This is a genomic window from Streptomyces paradoxus (assembly GCF_014202475.1).
GTDB lineage: Bacteria > Actinomycetota > Actinomycetes > Streptomycetales > Streptomycetaceae > Streptomyces > Streptomyces paradoxus.
The window spans coordinates 130,220-153,218 of the sequence record NZ_JACHGV010000001.1 but is presented as its reverse complement, the minus strand read 5'-3'; the positions used below and the strand labels follow the sequence as shown (position 1 = coordinate 153,218).

The 22,999-nt window shown below is 72.1% G+C and carries 21 protein-coding genes; 12 read left to right on the top strand and 9 right to left on the bottom strand.

All coding sequences use genetic code 11. The features are described from left to right. The first annotated feature begins 46 nt into the window (after positions 1-46). The 3 genes from HNR57_RS00760 (at position 47) to HNR57_RS00750 (ending at position 4,328) form a co-directional block, all read left to right on the top strand. Positions 47-1,270, top strand: coding sequence for a DUF6777 domain-containing protein (locus HNR57_RS00760; protein ID WP_313672932.1), 1,224 nt, complete (start codon positions 47-49; stop codon positions 1,268-1,270). Positions 1,271-1,351: 81 nt separating this feature from the next. Beyond that, the gene (locus HNR57_RS00755; RefSeq protein WP_184554251.1) at positions 1,352-3,439 is read left to right on the top strand and encodes a SpoIIE family protein phosphatase; all 2,088 of its coding nucleotides are present in this window, start codon (positions 1,352-1,354) and stop codon (positions 3,437-3,439) included. Between the two features lie 25 nt (positions 3,440-3,464). Next, positions 3,465-4,328, top strand: coding sequence for an Fpg/Nei family DNA glycosylase (locus HNR57_RS00750; protein ID WP_184554247.1), 864 nt, complete (start codon positions 3,465-3,467; stop codon positions 4,326-4,328). A 191-nt stretch (positions 4,329-4,519) separates the two neighbouring features. Here the strand turns inward: HNR57_RS00750 and HNR57_RS00745 are convergent, their stop codons facing one another. From HNR57_RS00745 to HNR57_RS00735, 3 genes are all read right to left on the bottom strand, one after another. After that, positions 4,520-5,176: a zf-HC2 domain-containing protein gene (locus HNR57_RS00745; protein ID WP_184554244.1), complete on the bottom strand. Its 657-nt coding sequence runs from the start codon at positions 5,174-5,176 to the stop codon at positions 4,520-4,522. Between the two features lie 151 nt (positions 5,177-5,327). Then, positions 5,328-5,840: a hypothetical protein gene (locus HNR57_RS00740; protein ID WP_184554241.1), complete on the bottom strand. Its 513-nt coding sequence runs from the start codon at positions 5,838-5,840 to the stop codon at positions 5,328-5,330. Between the two features lie 153 nt (positions 5,841-5,993). After that, positions 5,994-6,539, bottom strand: a complete 546-nt coding sequence (locus HNR57_RS00735) for a sigma-70 family RNA polymerase sigma factor (RefSeq protein WP_033307886.1) — start codon at positions 6,537-6,539, stop codon at positions 5,994-5,996. Between the two features lie 221 nt (positions 6,540-6,760). On the opposite strand from HNR57_RS00735, the gene HNR57_RS00730 reads away from it, so the two are divergent. Then, positions 6,761-7,915, top strand: a complete 1,155-nt coding sequence (locus HNR57_RS00730; protein ID WP_184554238.1) for a CapA family protein — start codon at positions 6,761-6,763, stop codon at positions 7,913-7,915. A 94-nt stretch (positions 7,916-8,009) separates the two neighbouring features. Here the strand turns inward: HNR57_RS00730 and HNR57_RS00725 are convergent, their stop codons facing one another. Continuing rightward, positions 8,010-8,471: a universal stress protein gene (locus HNR57_RS00725; protein ID WP_184554235.1), complete on the bottom strand. Its 462-nt coding sequence runs from the start codon at positions 8,469-8,471 to the stop codon at positions 8,010-8,012. A gap of 138 nt (positions 8,472-8,609) precedes the next feature. Between HNR57_RS00725 and lysX the strand changes: the two genes are divergently transcribed. Both lysX and HNR57_RS00715 read left to right on the top strand, forming a co-directional pair. Beyond that, positions 8,610-11,900: a bifunctional lysylphosphatidylglycerol synthetase/lysine--tRNA ligase LysX gene (gene lysX, locus HNR57_RS00720; RefSeq protein ID WP_184554232.1), complete on the top strand. Its 3,291-nt coding sequence runs from the start codon at positions 8,610-8,612 to the stop codon at positions 11,898-11,900. A gap of 89 nt (positions 11,901-11,989) precedes the next feature. After that, positions 11,990-12,835 carry a polysaccharide deacetylase family protein gene (locus tag HNR57_RS00715; protein ID WP_184554229.1) on the top strand — a complete coding sequence of 282 codons (846 nt, stop codon included), beginning with the start codon at positions 11,990-11,992 and terminating at the stop codon, positions 12,833-12,835. 36 nt (positions 12,836-12,871) lie between these two features. Here the strand turns inward: HNR57_RS00715 and HNR57_RS00710 are convergent, their stop codons facing one another. After that, on the bottom strand, positions 12,872-13,540 hold the full coding sequence (locus tag HNR57_RS00710; protein ID WP_184554226.1) for a class F sortase: 669 nt from the start codon (positions 13,538-13,540) through the stop codon (positions 12,872-12,874). 349 nt (positions 13,541-13,889) lie between these two features. Between HNR57_RS00710 and HNR57_RS00705 the strand changes: the two genes are divergently transcribed. Next, positions 13,890-14,411, top strand: coding sequence for a hypothetical protein (locus tag HNR57_RS00705; RefSeq protein ID WP_184554224.1), 522 nt, complete (start codon positions 13,890-13,892; stop codon positions 14,409-14,411). 113 nt (positions 14,412-14,524) lie between these two features. On the opposite strand, the gene HNR57_RS00700 is transcribed toward HNR57_RS00705, so the two are convergent. The 3 genes from HNR57_RS00700 to HNR57_RS40210 form a co-directional block, all read right to left on the bottom strand. Further along, a complete protein-coding gene (locus HNR57_RS00700) occupies positions 14,525-15,052 on the bottom strand; it encodes a hypothetical protein (protein ID WP_184554221.1) in 528 nt (175 codons plus the stop codon). A gap of 225 nt (positions 15,053-15,277) precedes the next feature. Then, positions 15,278-16,012, bottom strand: a complete 735-nt coding sequence (locus HNR57_RS00695) for a bestrophin-like domain (RefSeq protein WP_184556439.1) — start codon at positions 16,010-16,012, stop codon at positions 15,278-15,280. A 54-nt stretch (positions 16,013-16,066) separates the two neighbouring features. Then, the gene (locus HNR57_RS40210; protein ID WP_281403859.1) at positions 16,067-16,198 is read right to left on the bottom strand and encodes a hypothetical protein; all 132 of its coding nucleotides are present in this window, start codon (positions 16,196-16,198) and stop codon (positions 16,067-16,069) included. 253 nt (positions 16,199-16,451) lie between these two features. On the opposite strand from HNR57_RS40210, the gene HNR57_RS39310 reads away from it, so the two are divergent. From HNR57_RS39310 to HNR57_RS00675, 4 genes are all read left to right on the top strand, one after another. Beyond that, positions 16,452-16,658: a hypothetical protein gene (locus HNR57_RS39310; RefSeq protein WP_184554218.1), complete on the top strand. Its 207-nt coding sequence runs from the start codon at positions 16,452-16,454 to the stop codon at positions 16,656-16,658. Positions 16,659-16,950: 292 nt separating this feature from the next. Beyond that, positions 16,951-17,940 carry an SCO0930 family lipoprotein gene (locus HNR57_RS00685; protein WP_184554216.1) on the top strand — a complete coding sequence of 330 codons (990 nt, stop codon included), beginning with the start codon at positions 16,951-16,953 and terminating at the stop codon, positions 17,938-17,940. A gap of 330 nt (positions 17,941-18,270) precedes the next feature. Continuing rightward, positions 18,271-19,083, top strand: a complete 813-nt coding sequence (locus HNR57_RS00680) for an SAM-dependent methyltransferase (protein ID WP_184554213.1) — start codon at positions 18,271-18,273, stop codon at positions 19,081-19,083. Then, on the top strand, positions 19,080-21,224 hold the full coding sequence (locus HNR57_RS00675) for a putative bifunctional diguanylate cyclase/phosphodiesterase (RefSeq protein ID WP_184554210.1): 2,145 nt from the start codon (positions 19,080-19,082) through the stop codon (positions 21,222-21,224). Before HNR57_RS00680 ends, HNR57_RS00675 begins: the two co-directional genes overlap by 4 nt. Positions 21,225-21,326: 102 nt before the next feature. Here the strand turns inward: HNR57_RS00675 and HNR57_RS00670 are convergent, their stop codons facing one another. Then, the gene (locus HNR57_RS00670; RefSeq protein ID WP_184554207.1) at positions 21,327-22,211 is read right to left on the bottom strand and encodes a LysR family transcriptional regulator; all 885 of its coding nucleotides are present in this window, start codon (positions 22,209-22,211) and stop codon (positions 21,327-21,329) included. Positions 22,212-22,293: 82 nt separating this feature from the next. Here HNR57_RS00670 and HNR57_RS00665 point away from each other — a divergent pair, with 82 nt between their 5' ends. After that, entirely contained in the window at positions 22,294-22,998 is a 705-nt protein-coding gene (locus tag HNR57_RS00665; RefSeq protein WP_184554205.1) for a succinate dehydrogenase, read from the top strand. The last annotated feature ends 1 nt before the right edge of the window (position 22,999 follow it).

The window sequence follows — 22,999 nt, the reverse complement described above, 5'->3', positions numbered from 1 at the left end:
CCCGTTGTCACGCTCCGTGTGCCGCCCCTCCGGTTGCGTGACCCGAGTGAGCGAAGCAAACAATAGTGACGAACTGCCGGAAACCGGCCGAGGTGAGCGGGAGGACGAGGTGCGGACACCCACCGGGGCCTCCGTCCTGGCCTGCGTACTCCCGGCCGCGCTCCTCCTCTCGGGCTGCGGCGGCTCCACCGGTCACGCCGGCCCCACCGGCCTCGGCGACGACGCGGGCGCCGGTGGTGAACTCCTCCTCCTGGCGGCAGCGGATCCCGGACCCGACCCCTTCACGGACTCCACGGCCCTCACGGCGGCTACCCCGTCCCCCGCCCCGCGAACGCCGGACGGCACCGAGCGGGCCTTCACCGCCTCGGCCGGGCCGCGCTCCCTCTCCGGCGGCACGCCCGGCCTGTACGCCGGCACCGAGCGGACCGGCAGTTGTGACATCGGCCGGCAGATCGGCCATCTGACCCGCGACCCGGCCCGGGGCCGCGCCTTCGCGGAGGCCGCAGGCATCTCCCCGGCGTCCGTCCCCGACCACGTGCGCGCACTGACGCCGGTCGTCCTGCGCGCCGACACCCGTGTCACCGGCCACGGCTTCCGGGCCGGGCGGATCACCCGCCACCAGTCCGTCCTCCAAGCCGGTACCGCCGTCCTGGTCGACGACCACGGCCTGCCGCGCCTGCGCTGCGCCTGCGGCAACCCGCTCCGCCCGCCGGCGGCGACGCGCGGCACGCCCGTCACCACGGGCACGCCCTGGCCCGGCTACCGCCCCGACGAGGTGATCGTCGTGACCCCCGCCCCGAGGGCCGTCACCGGCTTCACGATCATCGACGGCACCTCCCGGACCTGGATCGAACGCCGCACCGGCCACGACGTACGCCACGACCGGGCCCTGCCCCCGCCGAATGGGGCGACACGCCCGCCGCAACCGTCCCGGACCCCGCAACCGTCCCTGACCCCGGAACCGGGCACGGACGGCGCATCCCCCTGGGACGCCCCGGCAGACACGAGCCTCCCCGACACCCATGCGGCCCCGGACACGCCCGCGGACACCGGCACGGACACGGACATCGGCACGTCCGCACCCCCGGCCGAGGAGACCGCGCCGCCTCCCGGCCTGCCGTCCGGCCCGGAGGACCCCGGCGACCCGGACGAGGTCGGACCCGACACCGTCCCGGACAACCCCGATCCGGCCGACGGGGCCGGACTGATCCCCGATGACCGGGCCGCCCAACGCATCCCCGGCAGCCCCACAGACGTCTTCACCGACTGAGGGCCGGTACGGCGGAACGGCTCGTAGACTCGGCACATCCATCCGGTCGAAGAATCGGACGAATCCTGGCAAGGTGGGCCCATGGCTGATCGGGGAGCGAGTGCCCTGTCCCTCCCGGACGACTGGCCCGCCCACCCGGACCCGATCCTCGTGCTCAACCGGATGGGCAGCTTCGACTGGGACCTGGACACCGGCCTGATGCAGATGGACGCCCAGGCCCACGAAGTCTTCGACGTGCGCCCCGACGAGTACGACGACCACCCCGAAACCCTCGCCAAGCGCGTGCCGCCCGACGAGTCCCGGCGCCTGGACACCGCGGTCTCCCAGGCCCTCAAGGACGGCAGCGAGAACTACGGCGCCTACTTCCGCATCCGCCGCCGCGACGGCACCCTGCGCTGGACCCACACCCAGGGCTACATCCGGCGCGACGACACCGGGCGCCCCCGCCGCATCATCGGCATCATCCGGGACGCCACCCAGGAACTCGGCGAGAGCGCCGCCCGCCGCGACCAGGCCGCCCAGGACGAGGCCCGGCGCCGGCAGACCAGCGTCGTCGAACTCACCACGGCCGCCCTCGCCCACGCCCGCACCGTCCAGGACGTCATCGACGTCCTCAAGGACACCCACGGCCTCACCCACCTGGGCGCCGCCAGCCTCGTCATGGGCCTGGTCGAGGCCGGCCGCATCCGTCTGGTCGCCGAAGGCCCCGCGGACAGCTTCGTGCCCGGCACCCGCGTCACACGGATCGACGAGCCCTACCCGATGAGCGAGGCCGTCCGGACCCTCGGCCCGTGCTTCATCGAGTCCCCGCAGGAGTTCGCCGAGCGCTACCCGATCCTGTGGCCCCACATCACAGACCTCGAGATCACCTCGGCCGCCTATCTGCCGCTCATCGTCCAGGCCCGGCCGATCGGCGTGGTGGGGCTGCTCTACAGCGACCGGTACGGCTTCACGTCCGACGAACGCAACATCCTCGTCGCCCTCGGCAGCAGCATCGCGCAGAGCCTGCAGCGGGCCATGTTCTACGAGCAGGAGATGGACCTCGCGCAGGGCCTCCAGCAGGCCATGCTGCCCCGGACCATCCCGAGCGTGCCCGGCGCCGACGTCGCCGTGCGCTACCGGGCCGCCACCATCGGCGGTTCCGTCGGCCGGGACATCGGCGGCGACTGGTACGACCTGATCCCGCTGCCCGGCGGCCGGGTCGGCGCCGTCATCGGAGACGTCCAGGGGCACGACACGCACGCGGCCGCCGTCATGGGCCAGTTGCGCATCGTGCTGCGCGCCTACGCCGCCGAGGGGCATCCCCCGGCCACCGTCATGGCCAGGGCATCCGTCTTCCTGCACGAACTCGACACCGACCGCTCCGCGACCTGCCTCTACGCCGAGGCCGACCTGACCACCGGCGTGCTCCAGATGGTCCGGGCCGGGCACATCGACCCGCTGGTCCGGCACACCGACGGCTCCTGCCGCCGCGTCACCGTCCCCGGCGGGCTGCCGCTCGGCCTGTCCGCGGAGTTCGGCCGTCTCGACTACCCGGTGGGCACCATAGAGCTCGACCCCGGCGACACCCTGCTGCTGTGCACCGACGGCCTCGTGGAGCAGCCCGGCGCCGACCTCGACGACGGCATGCGCACCCTCACCGCGCTCGTCGACACCGGCCCCGAGGACGTACGGGCACTCGCCGACCGGCTCATCGACGTGGCAGCCGAGCGCGGCGGCGACGACGACGTGGCGCTGCTCCTGCTGCGCCGCCGCGGCCCGGACGGCACGCGGTCCGGCCGCCGGCTCCAGCGGCATGTGGCCCCCGGTGACCCCGGTGCCCTCTCCGAGGCCCGGCACATGATCCGCACCGCGGTCGCCGGCTGGGGAGCGGGCGAGCGCGCCGACGAGATCGAACTGGTCGCCGACGAGCTGATCACCAACGCCCTGATGCACACCGAGGGCTCCGCGGTCGTCACCCTGCGGGCCTTCACCGGCTCCGAGCGCAGGCTTCGCGTCGAGGTCGAGGACTCCTCCAGCGCCCTGCCACGCCGCCGTGAGGCGGGCGACTCGGGCGTCTCCGGGCGGGGCCTGCTCCTGGTCGAGCTGCTCACCGATGTGTGGGGCGTGGAGGCCCGGGGCGGCGGCAAGGCCGTGTGGTGCGAGTTCGTGGTGCCCGGCCGCGACTAGAAGCCGTCGGTGGCACTCTGGACCCATGCCGGAACTCCCCGAGGTCGAGGCGCTCAAGGACTTCCTGACCGAGCACCTCGTCGGCCACGAGATCGTACGGGTGCTGCCCGTGGCGATCAGCGTCCTGAAGACCTACGACCCGCCCCTGTCCGCGCTGGAGGGGCACGAGGTCGCCGCCGTACGCCGGTACGGCAAGTTCCTCGACCTCGCGACCGCGGACGGCCCGCACCTCGTGACGCACCTGGCCCGCGCGGGCTGGCTGCACTGGAGGGACCGCCTGCCCGACGGCCCGCCCCGCCCCGGCAAGGGCCCCCTCGCGCTGCGCGTGGCCCTGGAGACCGGCGCCGGGTTCGACCTGACCGAGGCCGGCACCCAGAAGCGGCTCGCGGTGTACGTCGTGAACGACCCGCAGGAGGTTCCGGGCGTGGCCCGGCTCGGTCCGGACCCGCTCGCCGACGACTTCGACGAGCGGCGCTTCGCGGAGCTCCTGACTGGGGAACGGCGGCAGCTCAAGGGCGCGTTGCGTGATCAGAGCCTGATCGCGGGCGTGGGCAACGCCTACAGCGACGAGATCCTGCACGCGGCGAGGATGTCGCCCTTCAAGCTGGCGGCGTCCCTGAGCGAGGAGGAGACCGGACGGCTGTACGCGGCCCTGCGCGACACGCTCACCGAGGCGGTCGAACGCTCCCGGGGTGTGGCGGCCGGGCGGCTGAAGGCCGAGAAGAAGAGCGGACTGCGCGTCCACGGCCGCACCGGCGAGCCCTGCCCGGTGTGCGGCGACACCGTCCGCGAGGTGTCCTTCGCCGACTCCTCGCTCCAGTACTGCCCGACCTGCCAGACGGGCGGCAAGCCGCTGGCGGACCGGAGGATGTCCCGCCTGCTCAAGTGAGGCGGGGGCCGCGTCAGCGTGGAAGCGGTGTCCACTCGGACGTCACCATGGTCGCGTCGTCCCTCAGCCGGCAGGTGGGCGAGTCGAGGAGTCACCCCGTCGGTGTCATCAGCACCCGGCCGCCGGGCTTCGGCACGATCTCGTGTGCCTGCCGCTACCGCTGCCGCCCGGTGACAGGGGCGGACCGAGGGTCAGCTCGGCTGGAGCTTCCACAGGACCTCGCCGGAGGCCGAGCGGATCTCGTAGCGGGCGATCTGCCCCGGATGCATGGAGGAGCTGGCCATCATCGTGTCGGGGTCGGCGTCGTGACCGGGCCCGTGCCAGCTGGTCGCGGTCTCCTCGGTGCCGTCGCGTCCGACGATGACCAGGTGGCAGGCGCGCGGCCCCGCGGCGTCCTTCACCTTCAGCTCGACCTGGCTGCCCGAGGCCTCGTCCGCCGTCGTGACCTGCGCCCACACCCCCGTCCGCGTGTCGGTCGCCGCGACCGTCCGGGGCTCCTCGCCGCTGCTGCCCTGGGCCATCATCGCGATGCCCGGTACGGACGCCGCGAAGACCACCGAGGCGGCCAGGGCGAACAGCAGGCGTCTGCGTCCGGCCCGGCGCCGGGTCGCCACCTCGGCGAGCAGCGCGTCCAGCATGCGCGGCCCGGGCTGCGCCATCGGGTGCACGAACCGGGGCGTGGAGCGCCGGTACAGCATCAACTGCCGTGTGGTGGGGCCGAATTCCGTCACCTCTGCAGCGCACCGAGGGCACTCCATGAGGTGGTCCTCGAAGCGGAATGCCTCCGCCTCGTCCAGCACGCCGAGCGCGTAGGCCGCGACGTCGTGATGCCTTTCCAGGGACCTCATGCCGAATCCTCGTGCCGTTGGGTGCGGGTGGGGTTACTCCTTGCTCCCACCGGTACGGACCAGGCAGCGGATTCACTCAAGCCGGTGACACAATCGCAACCAATGGATTCGGAGCCCTCCGGCTCCCGGATTGGTCCGGGGGCGCAGAAATCTAAAAAAGATGGATGGCGAGGTGCCCCAGGGGCAGTCCGAGCTGCCAGGCGGGCGTCCAGACCTTGGGCCCGTCGTCCTCCCCGACCACGGGAGCCCCTCCCGGAACCGCGTTCAGATCGGGCGCGAGCAGCTCCGTCTCCTGCAGCCAGCGCCAGGCCTCCTCCGCGAGGGCCAGGTCCGGAGCGGGGCCGCCCGACCGCGCGGCGCCCGCGGCGAGCTCGGCCAGCCGCTCGCGCACCCACTCCTGCCACGGCTGGTCGTACGCGGTGAGCGACAGCCACGTCTCCAGCTGGGTGACGACCCGGATGCCGGACAGCTCCCCGTCGGTGTCGGACAGGAAGATGGTCAGTGCCAGGGCGTCCCGCCCGGCGCGGAACTCGAAGGACGTCGGCGGCATCAGATCGCCCGTCCGCAGCAGCTCGTCGGCGATGTACTCGGCATACAACCACGCCATGGGGACGGTCAGTTCGCCGTCGGCGCCGTCCGTGCTCCCCTGCTCTCTGTCCAGCATCCCTTCCTGCCTTCCTCCGGTACGTGCGCGTTGCCCGACACCGGGCCCCCGGGGACGCTGACGGCCCCCTCCGGAACACGGATGAGAACAGCCGATTACTCAACCGGGGTCATCGGCAAGGCGCTTTACGGAGGCTTGACCCACCCATTGGTTTCACCGCAGGTCGGCGGCGTAACCCGGGAGCACCCTGCGCAGGGCGCGCAGCGCGTAGTACGCGCGGGACTTCACGGTACCGGGCGGGATCCCGAGGGTCGCCGCTGCTTCCGCCACACTCGCCCCCTGGAAGTACACGAGCACCAGGACTTCACGGTGCTGCGGAGTGAGAGTCTTCACAGCCTGGCGGACGTCGAGCATCGCCGCGGCCCGCTCGGCGTGGTCGGAGATGACCCGCGCGTTCTCCAGCACCGCGTCCCCGACCTCGGGCGGGCGGGCCTGGCGGGCCCGCCGGGCGTCGATCGCGAGCCGCCGCGCGACGGTCATCAGCCAGGGCCGTACGGAGTCGAAGTCGTCGGCGCGCAGGGCCTCGGGGTGCTGCCAGGCACGCACCAGCGTCTCCTGGACCAGGTCCTCCGCCCGCTGCCGGTCGCCGTCGCAGAGCCGCAGCAGCAGCGCGAAGAGGGGCCGGCCGTGCTCCCGCTGCAGTGCGGCGAGCTCGTGCTCGGCGGTCGTTCCGTTCGTGAGAGTGGATCCGGCCGTCATGGCCGTATGCCACCGCAGGGCGTGGCCCCGGCACAGGGCACGTACCGGGCTGTGCGGCGGACGGTCGATCGCGTCGACGAACGGTTCGACGAACGGTCGGGGCCCCGGCCATGTGGGTGCCGGACGGGCTGTTGAGCGTGTCGGAGCCGCGTGGGGCGCCGAGAGCCTTCTTTCCTGATTGTGCGCAAATACGACCACAACGCCCACAGTGGGGTGAATGCATGCTCGCGCGCAGTCGACAGATCGCCCTGGCCCTGACCGTCGTCCTCGCCGCAGGCGCCGCCTGCCAGGCCCGCGGCCACGACAAGCCCGACCGCGGACGCCCGGCACCGGCCGCCGCCGGGCCCCGCGGCTTCACACTGGTCGCCTCCGGTGACGTCCTCCCGCACAGCTCGATCATCGACCGGGCCCGCTTCGACGCCGGCGGCACCGGCTACGACTTCCGTCCGATGCTCGCCGGGATCCGCTCCGTCGTCTCCCGCGCCGACCTGTCCCTGTGCCACATGGAGACCGTCTACGGCGCGGACGGCGTCTACACCGGCTACCCGACCTTCAAGTCCCCGCCCGAGGTGGCCCGGGCTCTCGCCGCCACCGGCTACGACGGCTGCTCCACCGCCTCCAACCACACCCTGGACGACGGCGCCGACGGCATCCGCCGCACCCTCGACGCCCTCGACCGCGCGGGCGTCCGGCACGCCGGATCGGCCCGCACCGAGGAGGAGGCACGCACGGCGACGGTCCTGCGGGCGGGCACGGCCACCGTCGCGCACCTCGCCTACACCTACGACACCAACGGCTTCCCCCTCCCGGAGGGGCAGCCGTGGGCCGTCAACCTCATCGACGAGTCCCGCATCATCGAAGACGCCCGGACCGCGCGCCGGGCGGGCGCCGACGTCGTCGTGGTCTCCCTGCACTGGGGCACCGAGTGGGAGGACGCCCCCGACGACCGGCAGCTGACCCTGGCCCGGACCCTCACCGCCGCACGCACCGGCGACCGCCCCGACATCGACCTGATCCTCGGCACCCACGCACACGTCCCGCAGGCCTACGAGAGGGTCAACGGCACCTGGGTGATCTACGGCATGGGGGACCAGATCTCCGGCGAGATGACCAACTACGAGGGCGCCAAGGACCCGCGCGGCAACCAGTCCACCCTCGGCCGCTTCACCTTCGCCCCGCCCGCACGGCCGGGCGAGCGCTGGAAGGTGACGAAGGCGCAGTTCGTCCCGCAGCTGTTCGACGTCGACGCGGGCCGGGTCGTGAACCTCAACCGGGCGATCGCCCAGGGCGCCGACGTCCGGGCCGTCCGCGACCGCATCCGGGACGTCGTGCTCAGCCGCGGCGCGGCCGGAGACGGACTGGTGATGGGGGAGTAGCCCTGTTCCGGGAGCAACAGCGCCGCGACGACTGACGGCGCCTCATACGGCCCGGCCGCGCGGAGCACCCCGGCACGGCCCGGGCACCGGCCCGCTACGGCACCACCGTCACCGGCCACCGCCCCGCCTTCACCAGCCGTACCGCCACCGAGCCGACGATGCGGTGGCCCGCCTGCTCCGAGGCGCCCACGACCACCGCGTCCGCCTTGAGTTCGCCGGCCGCGGTCACCAGGCCGTTGTACGGATCGCCGCGGAACGTGTGGAACTCCCAGCGGACCTCGAATATCCCCTTGAGCCGCTCGGCCGCGTCCCGGATCTGCGCCACCAGGTCATCGGCGATCTCCTCCGTCGTCCCGGCCACCGGCGCCCCCAGCGCCGCGCCCGCCGCCAGCACCGGCTGCACGTACACCACGGCGAGCAGCGCGCGCTGCCGGCGGGCCAGGCCGGCGGCGTAGGCCGCGGCCCGCAGGGAGGAGTCGGAGCCGTCCACCCCGACCACGATCACCTTGGGCCCGTCCGTGCCCCGCTCGAACTGATGGGAGTGCTGTTCGGTCACGCCGCGAGGCTATCGGAACCCCCACGTCCGGCTGCCGGGCGGGACAGGGCCGCCGGGCGAAGCGCCGGGGTCCCTGTGCCGCACGGGGCGGGAGCGCTCGACGGGCGGGGAGGCGCGGGTGTTCCTAGAGTCGACAGCATGAGCGTCATCGCGGACACCGGGACGGCCGAGGACACATCGGACCGGATACGGCCTCCCCACCGGGCACACGGCTTCCTCAGCCGGGTGCCCGAGGGCTTCGCCGTCTTCTTCGGGTCCCTCGGACTGCTCTGCGCCCTGCTGGCGCTGATCCCCCCGCTGCGCACCGGGTTGCGCCCCCTCGTCCGCTTCCTGGACCTGCTGCTCGTCCCGGTCAGCGCCAACCTCGCCTACGCGGTCTTCCTGTTCCTGCTCGCCGCCGCGACCGGCGCCCGCAAGAAGATCGCCTGGTGGCTGGTCGTCGTCTACCTGGGCCTGCTGGTCCTGACCGACATCCTCGGCATGGCCGCCGGCGAGTTCGCCGAGTCCGTCCCGTCCTTCGTGGTGTGCGGCCTCGCCCTGATCCTGCTGATCTACGCCCGCAAAGAGTTCTACGCCGCCTCCCGCCGGGCCGCCGTACGCCGGGCCCTGGCCGTCCTGGTGGCCGGCCTGGTCGTGGCGATCCTGGTCGGCTGGGCCCTGGTCGAGGCGTTCCCGGGCAGTCTGCCGAGCGGCGAGCGCCTGGCCTGGGCCGCGAACCGGGTCTGCGGCGGCCTGGTGCCCGCGGGCTCCTTCGACGGCCGCCCGCCGCACGCCCTGTATTTCCTCCTCGGCCTGTTCGGCGCGCTCGCCCTGCTGAACGCCGCCGCCACCCTGTTCCGCTCCCAGCGCCTGGAAGCCGCCCTGCACGACGACGAGGAGGCCCGCATCCGTGCCCTCCTCGGCCGCTACGGCGACCAGGACTCCCTGGGCTACTTCGCCACCCGCCGCGACAAGGCCGCCGTCTTCTCGCCCAGCGGCAAAGCCGCCGTAACCTACCGCGTCGAGGCCGGCGTGTGCCTGGCCAGCGGCGACCCGGTGGGAGACCGGGAGGCCTGGCCGCACGCGATCGCCGCCTGGCAGGACGTGGCCCGCCGTTACGCCTGGGTCCCGGCCGTGATGGGGGCCTCCGAAGAGGGCGCCCGGGCGTTCGTGCGCGCCGGGCTCGGCGCGCTCCAGCTCGGCGACGAGGCGATCCTGCACGTCCTCGACTTCGACCTCGACGGCCGCGACATGCGCGTCACCCGCCAGGCCGTCAACCGGGTCCGCCGCACCGGCGTCACCTGCCGGGTCCGCCGTCACTCCACCCTCGACGAGGAGGAGATGCGCCGGCTCGTCGAACGGGCCGACGCCTGGCGCGACACCGAGACCGAACGCGGCTTCTCCATGGCCCTGGACCGCCTCGGCGACCCCGCCGACGGCGACTGCCTCCTGGCCGAGGCCCTCGACCAGGACGGCCGGCTCCTCGCCATCCAGTCCTTCGTGCCCTGGGGCAAGGACGGCGTCTCCCTGGACCTGATGCGCCGTGACCGCGCCGCCCCCAACGGCGTCATGGAGTTCATGGTCGCCGAACTGTGCGCCGCCGCCCCGAAACTCGGCGTGCGCAAGGTCTCGCTGAACTTCGCCGTGTTCCGCTCCGTGTTCGAAGAGGGCGCCCGCATCGGCGCCGGACCGGTGATCCGCCTCTGGCGCCGCCTGCTGCTGTTCTTCTCCAAGTGGTGGCAGCTGGAGGCCCTGTACCGCTCCAACGCCAAGTACCACCCCGAGTGGTACCCCCGCTTCCTCTGCTACGCGGAGGCCGCCTCCCTCGCCCGGGTCGGTCTCGCCTCCGGCATCGCCGAGGGATTCGTCTCCGTACCGTCCATGCGCAAGTTGTGGGGCAAGGGAAAGGGGCACCCGAAGGGCGGGCAGCGCCCCGCCACCACGGCGGGGCTGCCGTCGTTGGCGGCGCTCGGCCTCGCCGGAGGGGACGGGACCGAGCCCGCCGACCCCCTCTCCGGCCTGTCCGACCAGGTCCGCGTCCGGCACCGCAAACTCGACCGGCTGCGCGCCGGCGGCACCGACCCCTACCCGGTGGACATCCCGGCCCGCACCCACACTCTCGCCGAGGTCCGGCAGGACGAGCAGGTCACCGTCGCCGGCCGGATCATGCTGGTCCGTGACTTCGGCGGCATCGTCTTCGCCGTCCTGCGCGACTGGTCCGGCGACCACCAACTCGCCCTGACCCGCGACGGCTCCGGCCCCGCCCTGGACCGTTTCACCGCCGACACCGACATCGGCGACCACATCACCGCCACCGGCCGGGCGGGCGTCAGCGACCAGGGCGAGCCGACCGTCTTCGTCACCTCCTGGCAGCTCACCGGCAAGTGCCTGCGCCCCCTGCCCGACAAGCGCAAGGGGCTCGCCGACCCGGAGGCCAAGGTCCGCCGCCGCTACCTCGACCTGGTCTCGAGCCCCGACGCCCGCGAGGTGATCCGCGCCCGCTCCACCGCCGTCCAGGCCCTGCGCCAGGGCCTGCTGGAACGCGGCTATCTGGAGGTCGAGACGCCGATGCTCCAGCAGATCCACGGCGGCGCCAACGCCCGCCCCTTCACCACCCACATCAACGCCTACGACCTCGACCTCTACCTGCGCATCGCCCCCGAGCTGTATCTGAAGCGGCTGTGCGTCGGCGGCTTGGAGAAGGTCTTCGAACTGGGCCGCACCTTCCGCAACGAGGGTGTCTCCTACAAGCACAACCCCGAGTTCACGATGCTGGAGGCCTACCAGGCCTTCGCCGACTACGACGTGATGCTCGACCTCGTCCGCGAACTCGTCCAGGGCGCCGCGACCGCCGCGTTCGGCACCCCCGTCGCCCACAAGGACGGCAAGGAGTACGACATCTCCGGGCAATGGCCCGTCAAGACCGTCTACGGCGCCATCAGCGAGGCACTCGGCGAGGAGATCCACCCCGGCACGGAACTGCCCGGGCTGCTCCGCCTCTGCGACCGCGCCGGCGTGCCGTACACCGCCGACGACGGCCATGGCGACGTCGTCCTGGAGATGTACGAGCGGCTCGTCGAGGAGAGGACCCAGCTGCCCACGTTCTACAAGGACTTCCCCACCGACGTCTCCCCGCTCACCCGGCAGCACCGCACCGACCCGCGCCTCGCCGAACGCTGGGACCTCGTCGCCTTCGGCACCGAACTCGGCACCGCCTACTCCGAACTCACCGACCCCGTCGAACAGCGCCGCCGCCTCACCGCCCAGTCCCTGCTCGCCGCCGGGGGCGACCCCGAGGCGATGGAACTCGACGAGGACTTCCTCGACGCCCTCGAATACGCCATGCCGCCCACCGGCGGCCTCGGCATCGGCGTGGACCGGCTGGTCATGTTCCTCACCGGACTGACGATCCGCGAGACCCTGCCCTTCCCCCTGGTGCGCCGCCGCTGACCCACCTGCGTGGGCCGAACGGGTGAAAGTGTGCTGCCACTCCGGTGTTGCTCGCGTGCGTCGGCCTTCCACCGGGCGACTGATGAGTCATGAAGAAGGATCAGTTGCTCACCCGGCTGCTCACCCGGCGCCGGGCGTTGATCGCGGGGGCCGGCGCCATGGGGGCGGTCGCTACGGCCGGAGTGGTCACTGCTGTCACCGGGGACGGACCCGTCACGTCCGCCCCGGCCGCGGGCTCCCAGACCCGCCGCCTCGTCAAGTCCTCCGCGTACCGGCTGCAGCCCCTGACCGGCTACGGCCCGCCGCGCGCCGCGCCCCGGCGGACCCTGGTGCGCCGCGAACCGCTGCTGCGCGTGTCCGGCCGGGGCCGCACCATGGTGCTGACCTTCGACGACGGCCCCGATCCCCGCTACACCCCGGACATCCTGGACACCCTGGCCGAGTACGACGTGCGCGCGATGTTCTTCGTGTGCGGCGAGATGGTCGCCGGCGGCAGGAGGATGCTGGCCCGGATGGCCGACGAGGGCCACGTCGTGGGGAACCACACCTGGTCCCACCCGTTGCTCACCCGCCTCACCCGCAAGCAGATCCGCTCCGAGATGGAACGCACCTCCGACGTCATCGAGGACGCCTACGGGGAGCGCCCCGAGTGGTTCCGCGCGCCCTACGGAGCCTGGAACCGCGCCGCCTTCCAGATCGGCGCCGAACTCGGCATGGAACCGCTGGCCTGGACGGTCGACACCCTCGACTGGAGGACCCCCGGGGCCCGGTCCATCGCGAGACGGGTCGAACGCGGCGCCGCCCCCGGCGTCGTGGTGCTCGCGCACGACGCCGGGGGCGACCGCTCGCAGAGTGTGCGGGCCCTGCGGCGCTACCTTCCCGAACTGCTGGACTCCGGCTACCACGTCACGGTGCCCCGGCGGCACTACGCGTAGGAACACCGGGGCTTTCGCCCGCCCGGCCGGGAGCGCTCAGCGCACCTCGACCAGGCGGGCGAAGGCGACGACGTTCCCCGCGTAGCCCTCCTGCTGGGAGAAACCACCGCCGCAGGTGATGACCCGCAGTTCCGCCGCGCCCTTGGACGCGTAGACACGATCGCCGGGGAAGTTGTCCTTCTCGAACACCTCGACGCCGTAGACCTCGAACTCGGCGGTCTTTCCGTCCTGCCGGGCGACCTCGACGCGGTTTCCCTGCCTCAGGGCCCCGAGTCCGTAGAACACGGCAGGGCCCTGCTGGTTGTCGACGTGACCGACCACCACCGCGGTGCCCTTCTCGCCGGGGGTGACGGCACCGGTGAACCAGCCGGCCAGGTTGGGGTCCTCCGGGGGCGGTGCGCCGACCCAGCCGTCCGTGTCCAGGCCGACGGGGATGATCGGCGCGTCGACCTGGATCGCCGGGATCCGGACCCGGTCCGGGAGGGCGTAGGGCAAGGGCGGCACGGCTCCGGCGAAGGTGCCGCCCGGTACCCGGGTGTCCGCCGCGGCCGCCGTCGCCGGCTGCGGCGGGCCCTCGTCGAACTCCCCCGATCCATTCCGGATGAGCGCGAGGCCGGTCAGCAGAACCAGCGCTATGACGCCCCACGGGGCGCGCTTCTTCCGCCGCGCCTCCTCTTCCGCCTCGGCCAGCTCGGACGCAGACATTCGCCATCCCCTCTCTACGCGGCCGTGCCCATCGCGCATATCAGAACGCTAAGCGGCCCGCACGAAACCGGCGACGGGGCGGGGGCGAACGGGTGGCCCGGGCCGGAAGGGGTGGGGTGGCCCGCGGACATGAGGTGCGCCATCCGAGTTGCCGCCGCGAGGAAATTTCTGACGGCCCGTGACCTGCGATGATGTCCGATTGCGCGGTTTTCCCGCGCCGCCTTCGCTCACCAGGACGGACCATTCCCGAAGTGCGGCTAGCGGCACGGCAACTGACTGTCTTTCTGGGAGGCGCTTTCTCGCCGATCGACCGGGGACGGGTCCCGGGGCGTCTTCCGCGGAGGTTCACATGCGTAACACTCGTGCCCTGGCGGTCGCCGGCGCAGCGGTCGCCGCCCTCGGCCTCTCCGCCCCCGCGGCCGTCGCGTGGGACACGCCCAGCAACATCACCGCCCTGCCCAGCGTGATCGCCCGCGGCGGCCAGCTGACCATCACCGTCGACGACTGCCGCAACGGCGGCACGGCGACGTCCAACGCGTTCTCGCCGACGCAGCTCTCGCCGGTCAGCGGTGGCGGCAAGGGCAACGAGGGCGCCCGGGGAGGCGTCGGCAGCGGGACCGCGCGGGGCACCGCCACCATCCACAGCGACGCCCGCCCGGGTTCGTACGACATCACGGTCGACTGCAACGGCAGGCGGATGACCAAGCCCCAGGCCTTCACCGTCATCGGCGGTGTCCGCGGCGGTATCGGCGGCAGCAGCACCACCGGTGCGACGCCGACCGACATGGCCATCGGCGGTGGTCTCGTGGCCGCGGCCGTGGTCGGCGGCGGTGTGTTCTGGATGCGCCGCCGGGCCGAGCGCAACATCTGACGCCTCGCGGCACGCTTCTTCCGAGCGTCGTCACCTCGCACGTGAACGGCCTTCGCCCCGGCTCTTCCTCGTCGAAGGAAGGGCCGGGGCGAAGACCTGCGGTGCGCGAGGCGTCAGCCGGCGTCCTCGTCGGTGCGGCGGCGCGAGAAGTGGTAGGCGACGCCGAGCGACCCGGCGATGAGCGCGGCGCCGAGGCCGATCTCCTTGAGGTCGAAGCCGGCGATGGTGCCGCCCTCCCCGGCGTGCACACCCTTGTGGGGGTGGTGCGTCGGGTGATGGGTGGGATGGTGCGTCGGATGGCCGCCCGCGATCGTCAGACGCGCGGTGCCGCTCGACTTGTCGCACTCGAATTCCACGTCGTACACGGCACCGGGCTTGGCGTCCCAGTCGACGGTGGCCGTCGCCCAGGACTCGTCCGGCGGGATGGTGACCAGGTCGAAGACCGGTGAGTTGACCGCCGCCTCACCCTGGCACGCCTTGTTGCGTACCACCCGCAGGGTGACGTCACCCCCCGCCCTGACGGTGGAGGGCTCGACGCTGAAACCGAAGTGGGTATGGATCGCCGCGTCGGCGGCGGGCACGCAAGAGGTGAGGGCGCCGGCGCCCAGCACTACGGCCGAAGCGAGGCATATCGCGCGCATGGTGAATCCTCCGGGTCCCCGAGGAGCAGCCGCGGACCTGTTCCGCTCACGTCACAAATGCACCTCGATGCCCGAAACGCTAAGAAAGCATGCGGGGTGGCGCGATCGCAGTAGTGCGAATGGGGCATGGGTGTGGGCCGCCCGGGGGAACACCGACCACGCGGCCGGGGGACGGCGACGGTGTGTCGCGCGTCCCCCGGCCCTGATCCGTGCTGCGAGCCGCCGTCAGTCCCCGACGCCCGGGAAGAGATTCAGGAACGGGTCGGCCGAGGCGGTCACGCCCCTGCTGTAGGGGGAGTCGAAGTCCCAGATCAGGAACAGCAGGAAGGCGATCAGCGCCGAGAACAGCCCCGCCAGGACCAGCTCGCGTGTCGTTCTGCGGATCTGCAGCGCGAAGATCATGCCGATGGTGACGACGGCCCCGGCGATCAGCCCGAACCACACCACACCCGGCATGGTCTCCCCGGTCGACTCCGCCCGGCCGATCCGGGCCTGGTTCGCCGCGGTCACCTGGTCCAGCAGCGGCTGGTAGGCCTGGGCCTCGAAGTCCGTGACCGGCTCGTAGTCGGTGACGTCCTGGCGGATCCGCTCGAAGAGCCGGGCGCCGCGCTCGGTCACCTCGCCCTGGTCGGCCATCGTGTCCCACTCGGTGGTCACGACATGGCTCACATACGTCCGGATGTCGTCCCGGATGCGGTCGCGTTCCTCCGCCGGATAGACCCGTACCCGCTCCGAGATCTCGTGCAGCGCGGTCGCCTCGGCCTGCACGTGGTCCTGCGCGGCGCTGCGCCCCTCCCAGACACCGGCGATCGCCAGGCCCAGGACGATGGCGTAGACCACGCCGATCCACATCGTCATGTACTCGATGACGTCCGGGGTCTCACTGGGGTCCTCGTCCTCGGGCGCCGCGCGGTGGCGTACGAAGGTGATGACGACCACCACGGCACAGGCGGCCAGCATCGCGAGGGTGAGAACAAGCCATTCCGGCAAGGGGTACCTCCAGGGCTTCAGGGATCAGCGCGCGCGCAGCGCGGCGACGGCCACCACCGCGGGCACCGTGACGAGCAGGACGAAGGTGAGCGGCGACAGCGCGCCGCCGGCCGGCCGCGGCCGGGGCGGCGCGGCGCGGTAGCGCGGGTAGTGCACGGGCGTCGCGTACGGACGAGGCGCCGGTGTGGCCGGCGGGGCCGGTGCCGGCGGAGCGGGCGCCGGGGGAGCGGGTGCCGGCAGCGCGGGCTCCGGTACCGGCCGGGGCGGGGCCGGCACCGGTCGTGGCGCGGGCGGCGGCGCGGGTTCGGCCGTGGGGGCCGGCTTCGGGGGTGGCGGCTTCGGAGGCGGCGGTGGCTCCGGCGTCGGGGGCGGTTTCGGCGGGGGCGTCGGTTCTGGAGGCGGGGTCGGCGTGGGCGAGGGGCTCGGTGTGGGGGGCGGGCACGGCGGCTTGGTCGGCCAGGTCTTCTTGCTTCCGGCGTACGCCACCGCCTCGGTGCCCTCCGGCCCCGTCGAGGCGTACGCGCAGGCGTCGGCCACCGCGACCCCGGCCGGTGCGCCGACGAGCGCCCAGGTCAGCGTCGCCGCCGCCAAGGCCCGTGCCGCGAGGGCGGGTTGAGTCGAGAGGGGTCCATGCACGACGAAGATCATGAGCCCTGTGCCGCCGGGACGTGCCGGGGTGCAAGGGGATTGCCCCGAAAGAGGGATCTCCGGGTGCCACCGGTTTGATCAGCGGTCGCTCATAGGGAGCTCGATGCGTACGTGCGTGCCACTGCGTGCGGTGCCCGTCGGGGGTTCCGGAAAGAAATTTGGCCGACGGTTGAACACAATCCCTGCTCCCGTGCGTACTCATGACCGTGCGGCGGCGCAGCAGGGCGCTGCAACACCCTTGCGATTATGGGGAGTTGACGATGAAGACCTCCTGGCGGAGCGCCTCACTCGTGGCGAGCGCCGCGGCGGTCCTGGCGCTGACGACGGCGTGCGGTCAGGACAGCCCACCGGCGGCCAGCCAGAACGTGGGCGCCACGGCCGCGCCCGGGGACTACGGAAGCATCGGCTCGGGTACCGCGGGCGCCGCGGGCGGTGCCGCGACCGGCCAGCCGGCGGCACCGAGCGCCTCCAGCCCGTCCAACCCCGCCGGCAAGCTGTCCGTCTCCACCGCCGAGAAGGTCGGCAAGGTGGTCACCGACAGCCTCGGCCTCACCCTGTACCGGTTCGACCAGGACACCGAGCAGCCGCCCAAGTCGAACTGCGACGGTGACTGCGCCAAGACCTGGCCGCCGGTTCCGGCCGACGATGCCGAGGCCGGCGAGGGCATCGACAAGGCGCTGCTCGGCTCGGTCACCCGGGCCGACGGCACCAAGCAGCTCACGGTCGGCGGCTGGCCCGCCTACCGCTACGCCAAGGACGTCAACGCCGGAGACGTCAAGGGCCAGGGCGTGGGCGGGAAGTGGTACGCGCTCGCCCCCGACGGCAAGAAGGCGCAGGGCGGTGCGGAGGCCGGTGCGGAGGGCGGCGGCGAAGCGGTCCAGGCCGGGCTGTCCACGCGCAACGACCCCAAGCTCGGCGAGATCGTCGTCGACAAGAACGGCATGACCGTCTACCGGTTCAAGAAGGACGAGGCCTGGCCCAAGCCGGTCTCCAACTGCACCGGTGAGTGCCTGGAGAAGTGGCCGCTCGTGGAGCCCGTCGACTTCGCCGACACCAAGGGCATCCAGAAGAAGGGGTACATGATCTTCGACCGGACCGACGGCAAGGGCAAGCAGCAGACGATCAACTGCTCGCCCATCTACACCTTCGCCGGCGACAAGGCCCCGGGTGACACCAACGGCCAGGGGGTCGGCGGAACTTGGTTCGCCGTGCGCCCCGACGGAAAGCTGGTCGGCGCGTCGGAGAAGTAGAGAGACCTCCCCAGGGTTGATCAGCTCGTCCACCCGAAGCGCAGACCCGGTCCGCCCCTCCGTGCCCCACGGAGGGGCGGACCGTTTTGCCGTGCTTCACCTGAACTCAACGAATTACTGACACCTTTAACCTTCCGCACCGGAACTCTCCGGAATGCCTCGAACGCTGTTCGTCGTGTGTTCGAAGGTCATGTGGAGGGGTATCAATTCGGCACGTGCCGCAGGCAGTGACCGGGAACGGATGGTCAATTTCCGTTTCGGGTCGCTCCATTGGCGGGCGATCAGTAGCCTCTGCTCGAACACCGGATCGCCTACGCCTTGGAGAGATAGATGGAGCGTCCCGCCTGGGCCCCACGGAGCATCGACATATCGGTGCCCAGCGTCTCCCGGATGTACGACTACTACCTGGGCGGATCGCACAACTTCGAGGTCGACCGCGAAGCGGCCCGCAGGGCCATGGAGTTCATGCCGGGACTCCCCAAGATCATGCAGGCGAACCGCGCGTTCATGCGCCGTGCCGTGCGCTACGCGGCCTCCCAGGGCGTCACCCAGTTCCTGGACATCGGCTCCGGCATCCCCACCTTCGGCAATGTGCACGAGGTGGCGCAGGCCGCCCGCCCCGGCGCGCGTGTGGTGTACGTCGACCACGACCCGGTGGCCGTGGCGCACAGCCAGGCGGTCCTGGAGGCCAACGACGACGCGGGCGTCGTCGCCGCGGACCTGCGCAAGCCCCAGGAGATCCTGCGCAGCCCCGAGGTGGAGCGGCTGATCGACCTGAATCAGCCAGTGGCGCTGCTCCTCGTTGCCATACTGCACTTCGTGGAAGACGAGGACGACCCGTACGGGGCCGTGGCCGAACTGCGCGAGGCGCTCGCGCCCGGCAGCCTGCTCGTGCTCACCCACGCCTCCTACGAGGGGATCCCGCTGCCGCCGGAGCGGGCCGGAGGCGCGGTGGACGTGTACGAGGGCATCCGCAACCCGCTGATCATGCGCTCGCGCGAGGAGATCGCGCGGTTCTTCGAGGGGTACGACATGGTGGAACCCGGACTGGTGGCGATGCCGCGCTGGCGGCCCGACACCGCAACGGAGGACGAGGATCCGTACGCGTTCTCCGGGTTCGCGGGCGTGGGGCGTACGGCGTGACCGCGGAACCGGACGGGCCGGAGGACAGACTGCGCAGATTCGCGACGATCTGGAGCCGGGCCGTCTTCCCGGTGACCTCGACGTCGTCGACCCGCACCGAGTTCGAGGCACACCTGTTGCCCCTGGCCCGGCGGCTGAGCGAGGCACTGCTGGCCCGGGCCTTCGACTCCGACGCGGGCAGGGCGGTCGGCGCCGCCCTCGTGGACGCGCACTGCACCGACCCGGAGGCGCTCAGCCGCACCCTGGACTGCGTCGACGCCTACCTGGTCCTGTACTGCGGCGGCGACGGAGACCAGGAGGACCTGCGGGCCCGGTGCGCGCGGCTCCAGCACGCGATGGCCGCCGGTTTCGCCCGGGCGCTGCGCGAGCGGACCCTGGCCGAGCAGGAGGCCATCGCACAGGCCGCTCTCAAAGCCCAGGGCGTGGTGGCACAGGCCCTGCACGCGAGCGAGGCACGGTTCCGCGCCGTCTTCGAGGGCGCGGCCATAGGCATCGGCATGGCCGACCTCGACGGCAACATACTGCAGGTCAACGGCGCGCTGCTGCGCATGTTCGGGGTCTCCGACCAGACGCTGCGCAGCCGCAACGTCCGGGAGTGGACCCACCCCGACGACGCTCCGCAGACCTGGCGGCTCTACGACGAACTCGTGCGCGGCGACCGGGAGCACTACCACCTGGAGAAGGCGTTCTACCGCCCCGACGGAACCGTGCTGTGGACCAACCTGACGGTCTCCCTGCTGCGGGACGCCGACGGTGAGCCGCAGTACCAGCTGGCCCTCATGGAGGACACCACCGAGCGGCGGCTGCTCAACCTGCGGCTGCGCTACGAGGCCACGCACGACGCGCTGACCGGCCTGCCGAACCGTACGTTCTTCTTCGAGCGCCTGGAGAAGGCACTGGGCGCCGGGGAAGGTCAGCGGTTCGGGCTGTGCTACCTGGACCTCGACGGTTTCAAGACCATCAACGACAGCCTGGGCCACGCGGCCGGCGACCGGCTGCTGGTGGAGGTCGCCGACCGGCTGCAGTCCTGCGCCACGGCACCCGGCGAGATGGTCGCCCGGCTCGGCGGCGACGAGTTCGTGGCGCTGACCACCGGGCCCGACACGGCGGGTGACGTCGACGAGCTCGCCGGGCGCATCATGAACGCCCTGCTCGCGCCGATCAGCGTCGACGGCCGGGAGCTGACCGTGCGCGGCAGCATCGGCATCGTCGAGGGCCCGGCCGGGGAACGCAGTCCGGCGGAGGTGCTGCGCAGTGCGGACATCACCATGTACCGGGCCAAGTCGGCGGGCGGCAACCGCTTCGAACTCGCCGACCCGGAGGCGGACGCCCGGGCCATCACACGGCACGGACTGACCACGGCGCTGCCCACCGCCCTGGAGCGCGGCGAGTTCTTCATCGAGTACCAGCCGCTGGTCCACCTCGGCGACGGCAGCGTCCGGGGCGCCGAGGCCCTGGTGCGCTGGCTGCATCCGCAGCATGGCGTGCTCGGGCCGGACCGCTTCATCCCGCTCGCGGAGCACACGGGCCTGATCGTGCCGCTGGGCCGGTGGGTGCTGGAGCAGTCGGTGCGCCAGGCCCGCGAGTGGCGGGAACTGCAGGGCGGCGCCGAGGCGGTGGGGCCGCTGCGGATCAACGTCAATCTGTCGCCGTGCCAGCTGACGCACCCCGGGCTGGTCCAGGACACGGTCGACATCCTGGAGCGCGCGGGCGTCGAGCCGGACGCGCTGTGCCTGGAGGTCACCGAGTCGGCGCTGATCGGCGCGGACGACGATCTGCTGAAGCCGCTGCGGCGGCTGGCCGAGATGGGCGTCGACATCGCCCTGGACGACTTCGGTACGGGCTACTCCAACCTCGCGAACCTGCGCAGGCTGCCGGTCAGCATCCTGAAGCTGGACCGGTCCTTCACCCAGAGCATGCAGCAGTTCCCGGCCGATCCCGTCGACCTCAAGATCGTCGAGGGGATCGTCTCCCTGGCCCACAGCCTGGACCTGGCGGTGACGGTGGAAGGCGTGGAAACGGGTGCGCAGGCCGATCAGCTCCGCATACTCGGCTGCGACACGGCCCAGGGCTGGTACTACGCCCGCCCGGGCCCCCCGGAGAGGTTGCACGAACTGGCCCTGGTGGACGCAACCGGGTAGGGGGAAAGCCTTCAGGGGCGCGGGGAACTGCGCGAACAACCACGACGGGCCCGCACCCCCGCACGGCGCTCGGCACCCACGGCGCTCAAGGGACCGGCCGCCTCACCGCTCAAGGAGCATCCGCTGAAGCTCCCGAGCGGCCCGCGGCGGAGCCACATCACTGCGATGCGCCAGCGCGATCGTGCGATGCAGTCCGGGCCGGGCCAGCGGGGTGACCCGCAGCCCGCGCCCGGACCTCGCCGCGACCATCCGAGGCACGACGGCCACCCCCAGCCCGGCCCGCACAAAACCCAGCACCGCGTCCATCTCCCCGCCCTCCACGGCGAAGTCGGGTTCGAAGCCCTCGGCGCGGCAGGCCGCCACGGTCAGCTCACGCAGGTCGTACCCGTGCCGGAACATCACCAGCCGCTCACCCTCCAGATCGGCGACGCGCACGGTACGCCGACCTCCGCCGGGTCTCGGCGCGTCGGGTGAGGAGACCACCACAAGATCCTCCCGCAGCAGCTCTACCGTGGTGAGTGCCGGGGCCGGCGTCGGCAGCGGCAGCACGACCAGCGCCAGATCCAGCGCGCCCCGCGCCAGCTCCCGCACGAGGTCGTGCGACCCGCCCTCCTCGATCAGCAGGCGGATCCCCGGATAGCGGTCGTGAAAGGCCCGCAGCACATCCGGCAGCAGGCCAGTGCACACACTCGGCGTCGCCCCCAGCCGCACCCGGCCCCGCCGCAGCTGCGCCAGCTCCTGCACCTCGTGCCGCGCCGTGTCCGCGTCGGCCAGGATCCGCCGGGCCAGCGGGAGGAGCGCCTCCCCGGCGTCCGTGAGCGTGATGTTGCCCCGGGCCCGCAGGAACAGGTCCGCTCCCAACTCCCGCTCCAGTGCCTTGATCTGCTGCGACAGCGACGGCTGCGCGACATGGACCAGATCGGCGGCCCGGGTGAAGTGCCGGGTCTCGGCGACGGCCACGAAGTACTGGAGCTGCTGGAACTGCATGCTCCTACGATAGCCCCGGCCTATGGATTCAAGCCGGACCATGTCTTGGACCGATCGGCCGCACGTCCGTAGCGTGCTCGGCATGGCTCTGGCAACGCGGACGGACCGACGGCCGTCCTTCGCACGCACCGTGTGGGACTCCACCGTCGGCAAGAAGACCGTGATGGCGGTCAGTGGTCTGATCATGCTGCTGTACCTGGTCGTCCACATGATCGGAAACCTGAAGATCTTCTTCGGGGCGGGCGAGTTCAACCACTACGCGCACTGGCTGCGCACGGTCGGCGAGCCGTTCATGCACTACGAGTGGACGCTCTGGCTCGTCCGCGTCGTGCTGGTCGTCGCCGTCGTCGCACACGCCACCTCGGCGTACCAGCTCAGCCGCCGCGACATCAGGGCACGGCCGAGCAAGTACGTGCACAAGAAGGCACGGGCCTCCTACGCCACGCGCACCATGCGGTGGGGCGGCATCATCCTCGGGCTGTTCATCGTCTGGCACATCCTCGACCTGACGACCGGCACCGTGCACCCCGGCTTCCAGCCCGGCCACCCGTACCAGAACGTCGTGGACACCTTCTCCACCTGGTACGGCAACGTCATCTACATCGTCGCGATGCTCGCCCTCGGCCTGCACGTCCGGCACGGCTTCTGGAGCGCGGCCCAGACCCTGGGCGTGGGCAGCCGCACCCGCGACCGCGTCCTGAAGACCGTCGCCGACGTCCTCGCGCTGCTGCTCACGGCCGGCTTCATCGCCGTACCCGTGGGCGTCATGACCGGAGTGGTGAGCTGAA

Coding starts and splice junctions, on each gene's coding strand:
- HNR57_RS00755 (WP_184554251.1), top strand. CDS start 1,352: ATGGCTGATCGGGGAGCGAGTGCCCTGTCCCTCCCGGACGACTGGCCC.
- HNR57_RS00750 (WP_184554247.1), top strand. CDS start 3,465: ATGCCGGAACTCCCCGAGGTCGAGGCGCTCAAGGACTTCCTGACCGAG.
- HNR57_RS00745 (WP_184554244.1), bottom strand. CDS start 5,176: ATGAGGTCCCTGGAAAGGCATCACGACGTCGCGGCCTACGCGCTCGGC.
- HNR57_RS00740 (WP_184554241.1), bottom strand. CDS start 5,840: ATGCTGGACAGAGAGCAGGGGAGCACGGACGGCGCCGACGGCGAACTG.
- HNR57_RS00735 (WP_033307886.1), bottom strand. CDS start 6,539: ATGACGGCCGGATCCACTCTCACGAACGGAACGACCGCCGAGCACGAG.
- HNR57_RS00730 (WP_184554238.1), top strand. CDS start 6,761: ATGCTCGCGCGCAGTCGACAGATCGCCCTGGCCCTGACCGTCGTCCTC.
- lysX (WP_184554232.1), top strand. CDS start 8,610: ATGAGCGTCATCGCGGACACCGGGACGGCCGAGGACACATCGGACCGG.
- HNR57_RS00715 (WP_184554229.1), top strand. CDS start 11,990: ATGAAGAAGGATCAGTTGCTCACCCGGCTGCTCACCCGGCGCCGGGCG.
- HNR57_RS00710 (WP_184554226.1), bottom strand. CDS start 13,540: ATGTCTGCGTCCGAGCTGGCCGAGGCGGAAGAGGAGGCGCGGCGGAAG.
- HNR57_RS00705 (WP_184554224.1), top strand. CDS start 13,890: ATGCGTAACACTCGTGCCCTGGCGGTCGCCGGCGCAGCGGTCGCCGCC.
- HNR57_RS00700 (WP_184554221.1), bottom strand. CDS start 15,052: ATGCGCGCGATATGCCTCGCTTCGGCCGTAGTGCTGGGCGCCGGCGCC.
- HNR57_RS00695 (WP_184556439.1), bottom strand. CDS start 16,012: ATGCTGGCCGCCTGTGCCGTGGTGGTCGTCATCACCTTCGTACGCCAC.
- HNR57_RS00685 (WP_184554216.1), top strand. CDS start 16,951: ATGAAGACCTCCTGGCGGAGCGCCTCACTCGTGGCGAGCGCCGCGGCG.
- HNR57_RS00680 (WP_184554213.1), top strand. CDS start 18,271: ATGGAGCGTCCCGCCTGGGCCCCACGGAGCATCGACATATCGGTGCCC.
- HNR57_RS00670 (WP_184554207.1), bottom strand. CDS start 22,211: ATGCAGTTCCAGCAGCTCCAGTACTTCGTGGCCGTCGCCGAGACCCGG.
- HNR57_RS00665 (WP_184554205.1), top strand. CDS start 22,294: ATGGCTCTGGCAACGCGGACGGACCGACGGCCGTCCTTCGCACGCACC.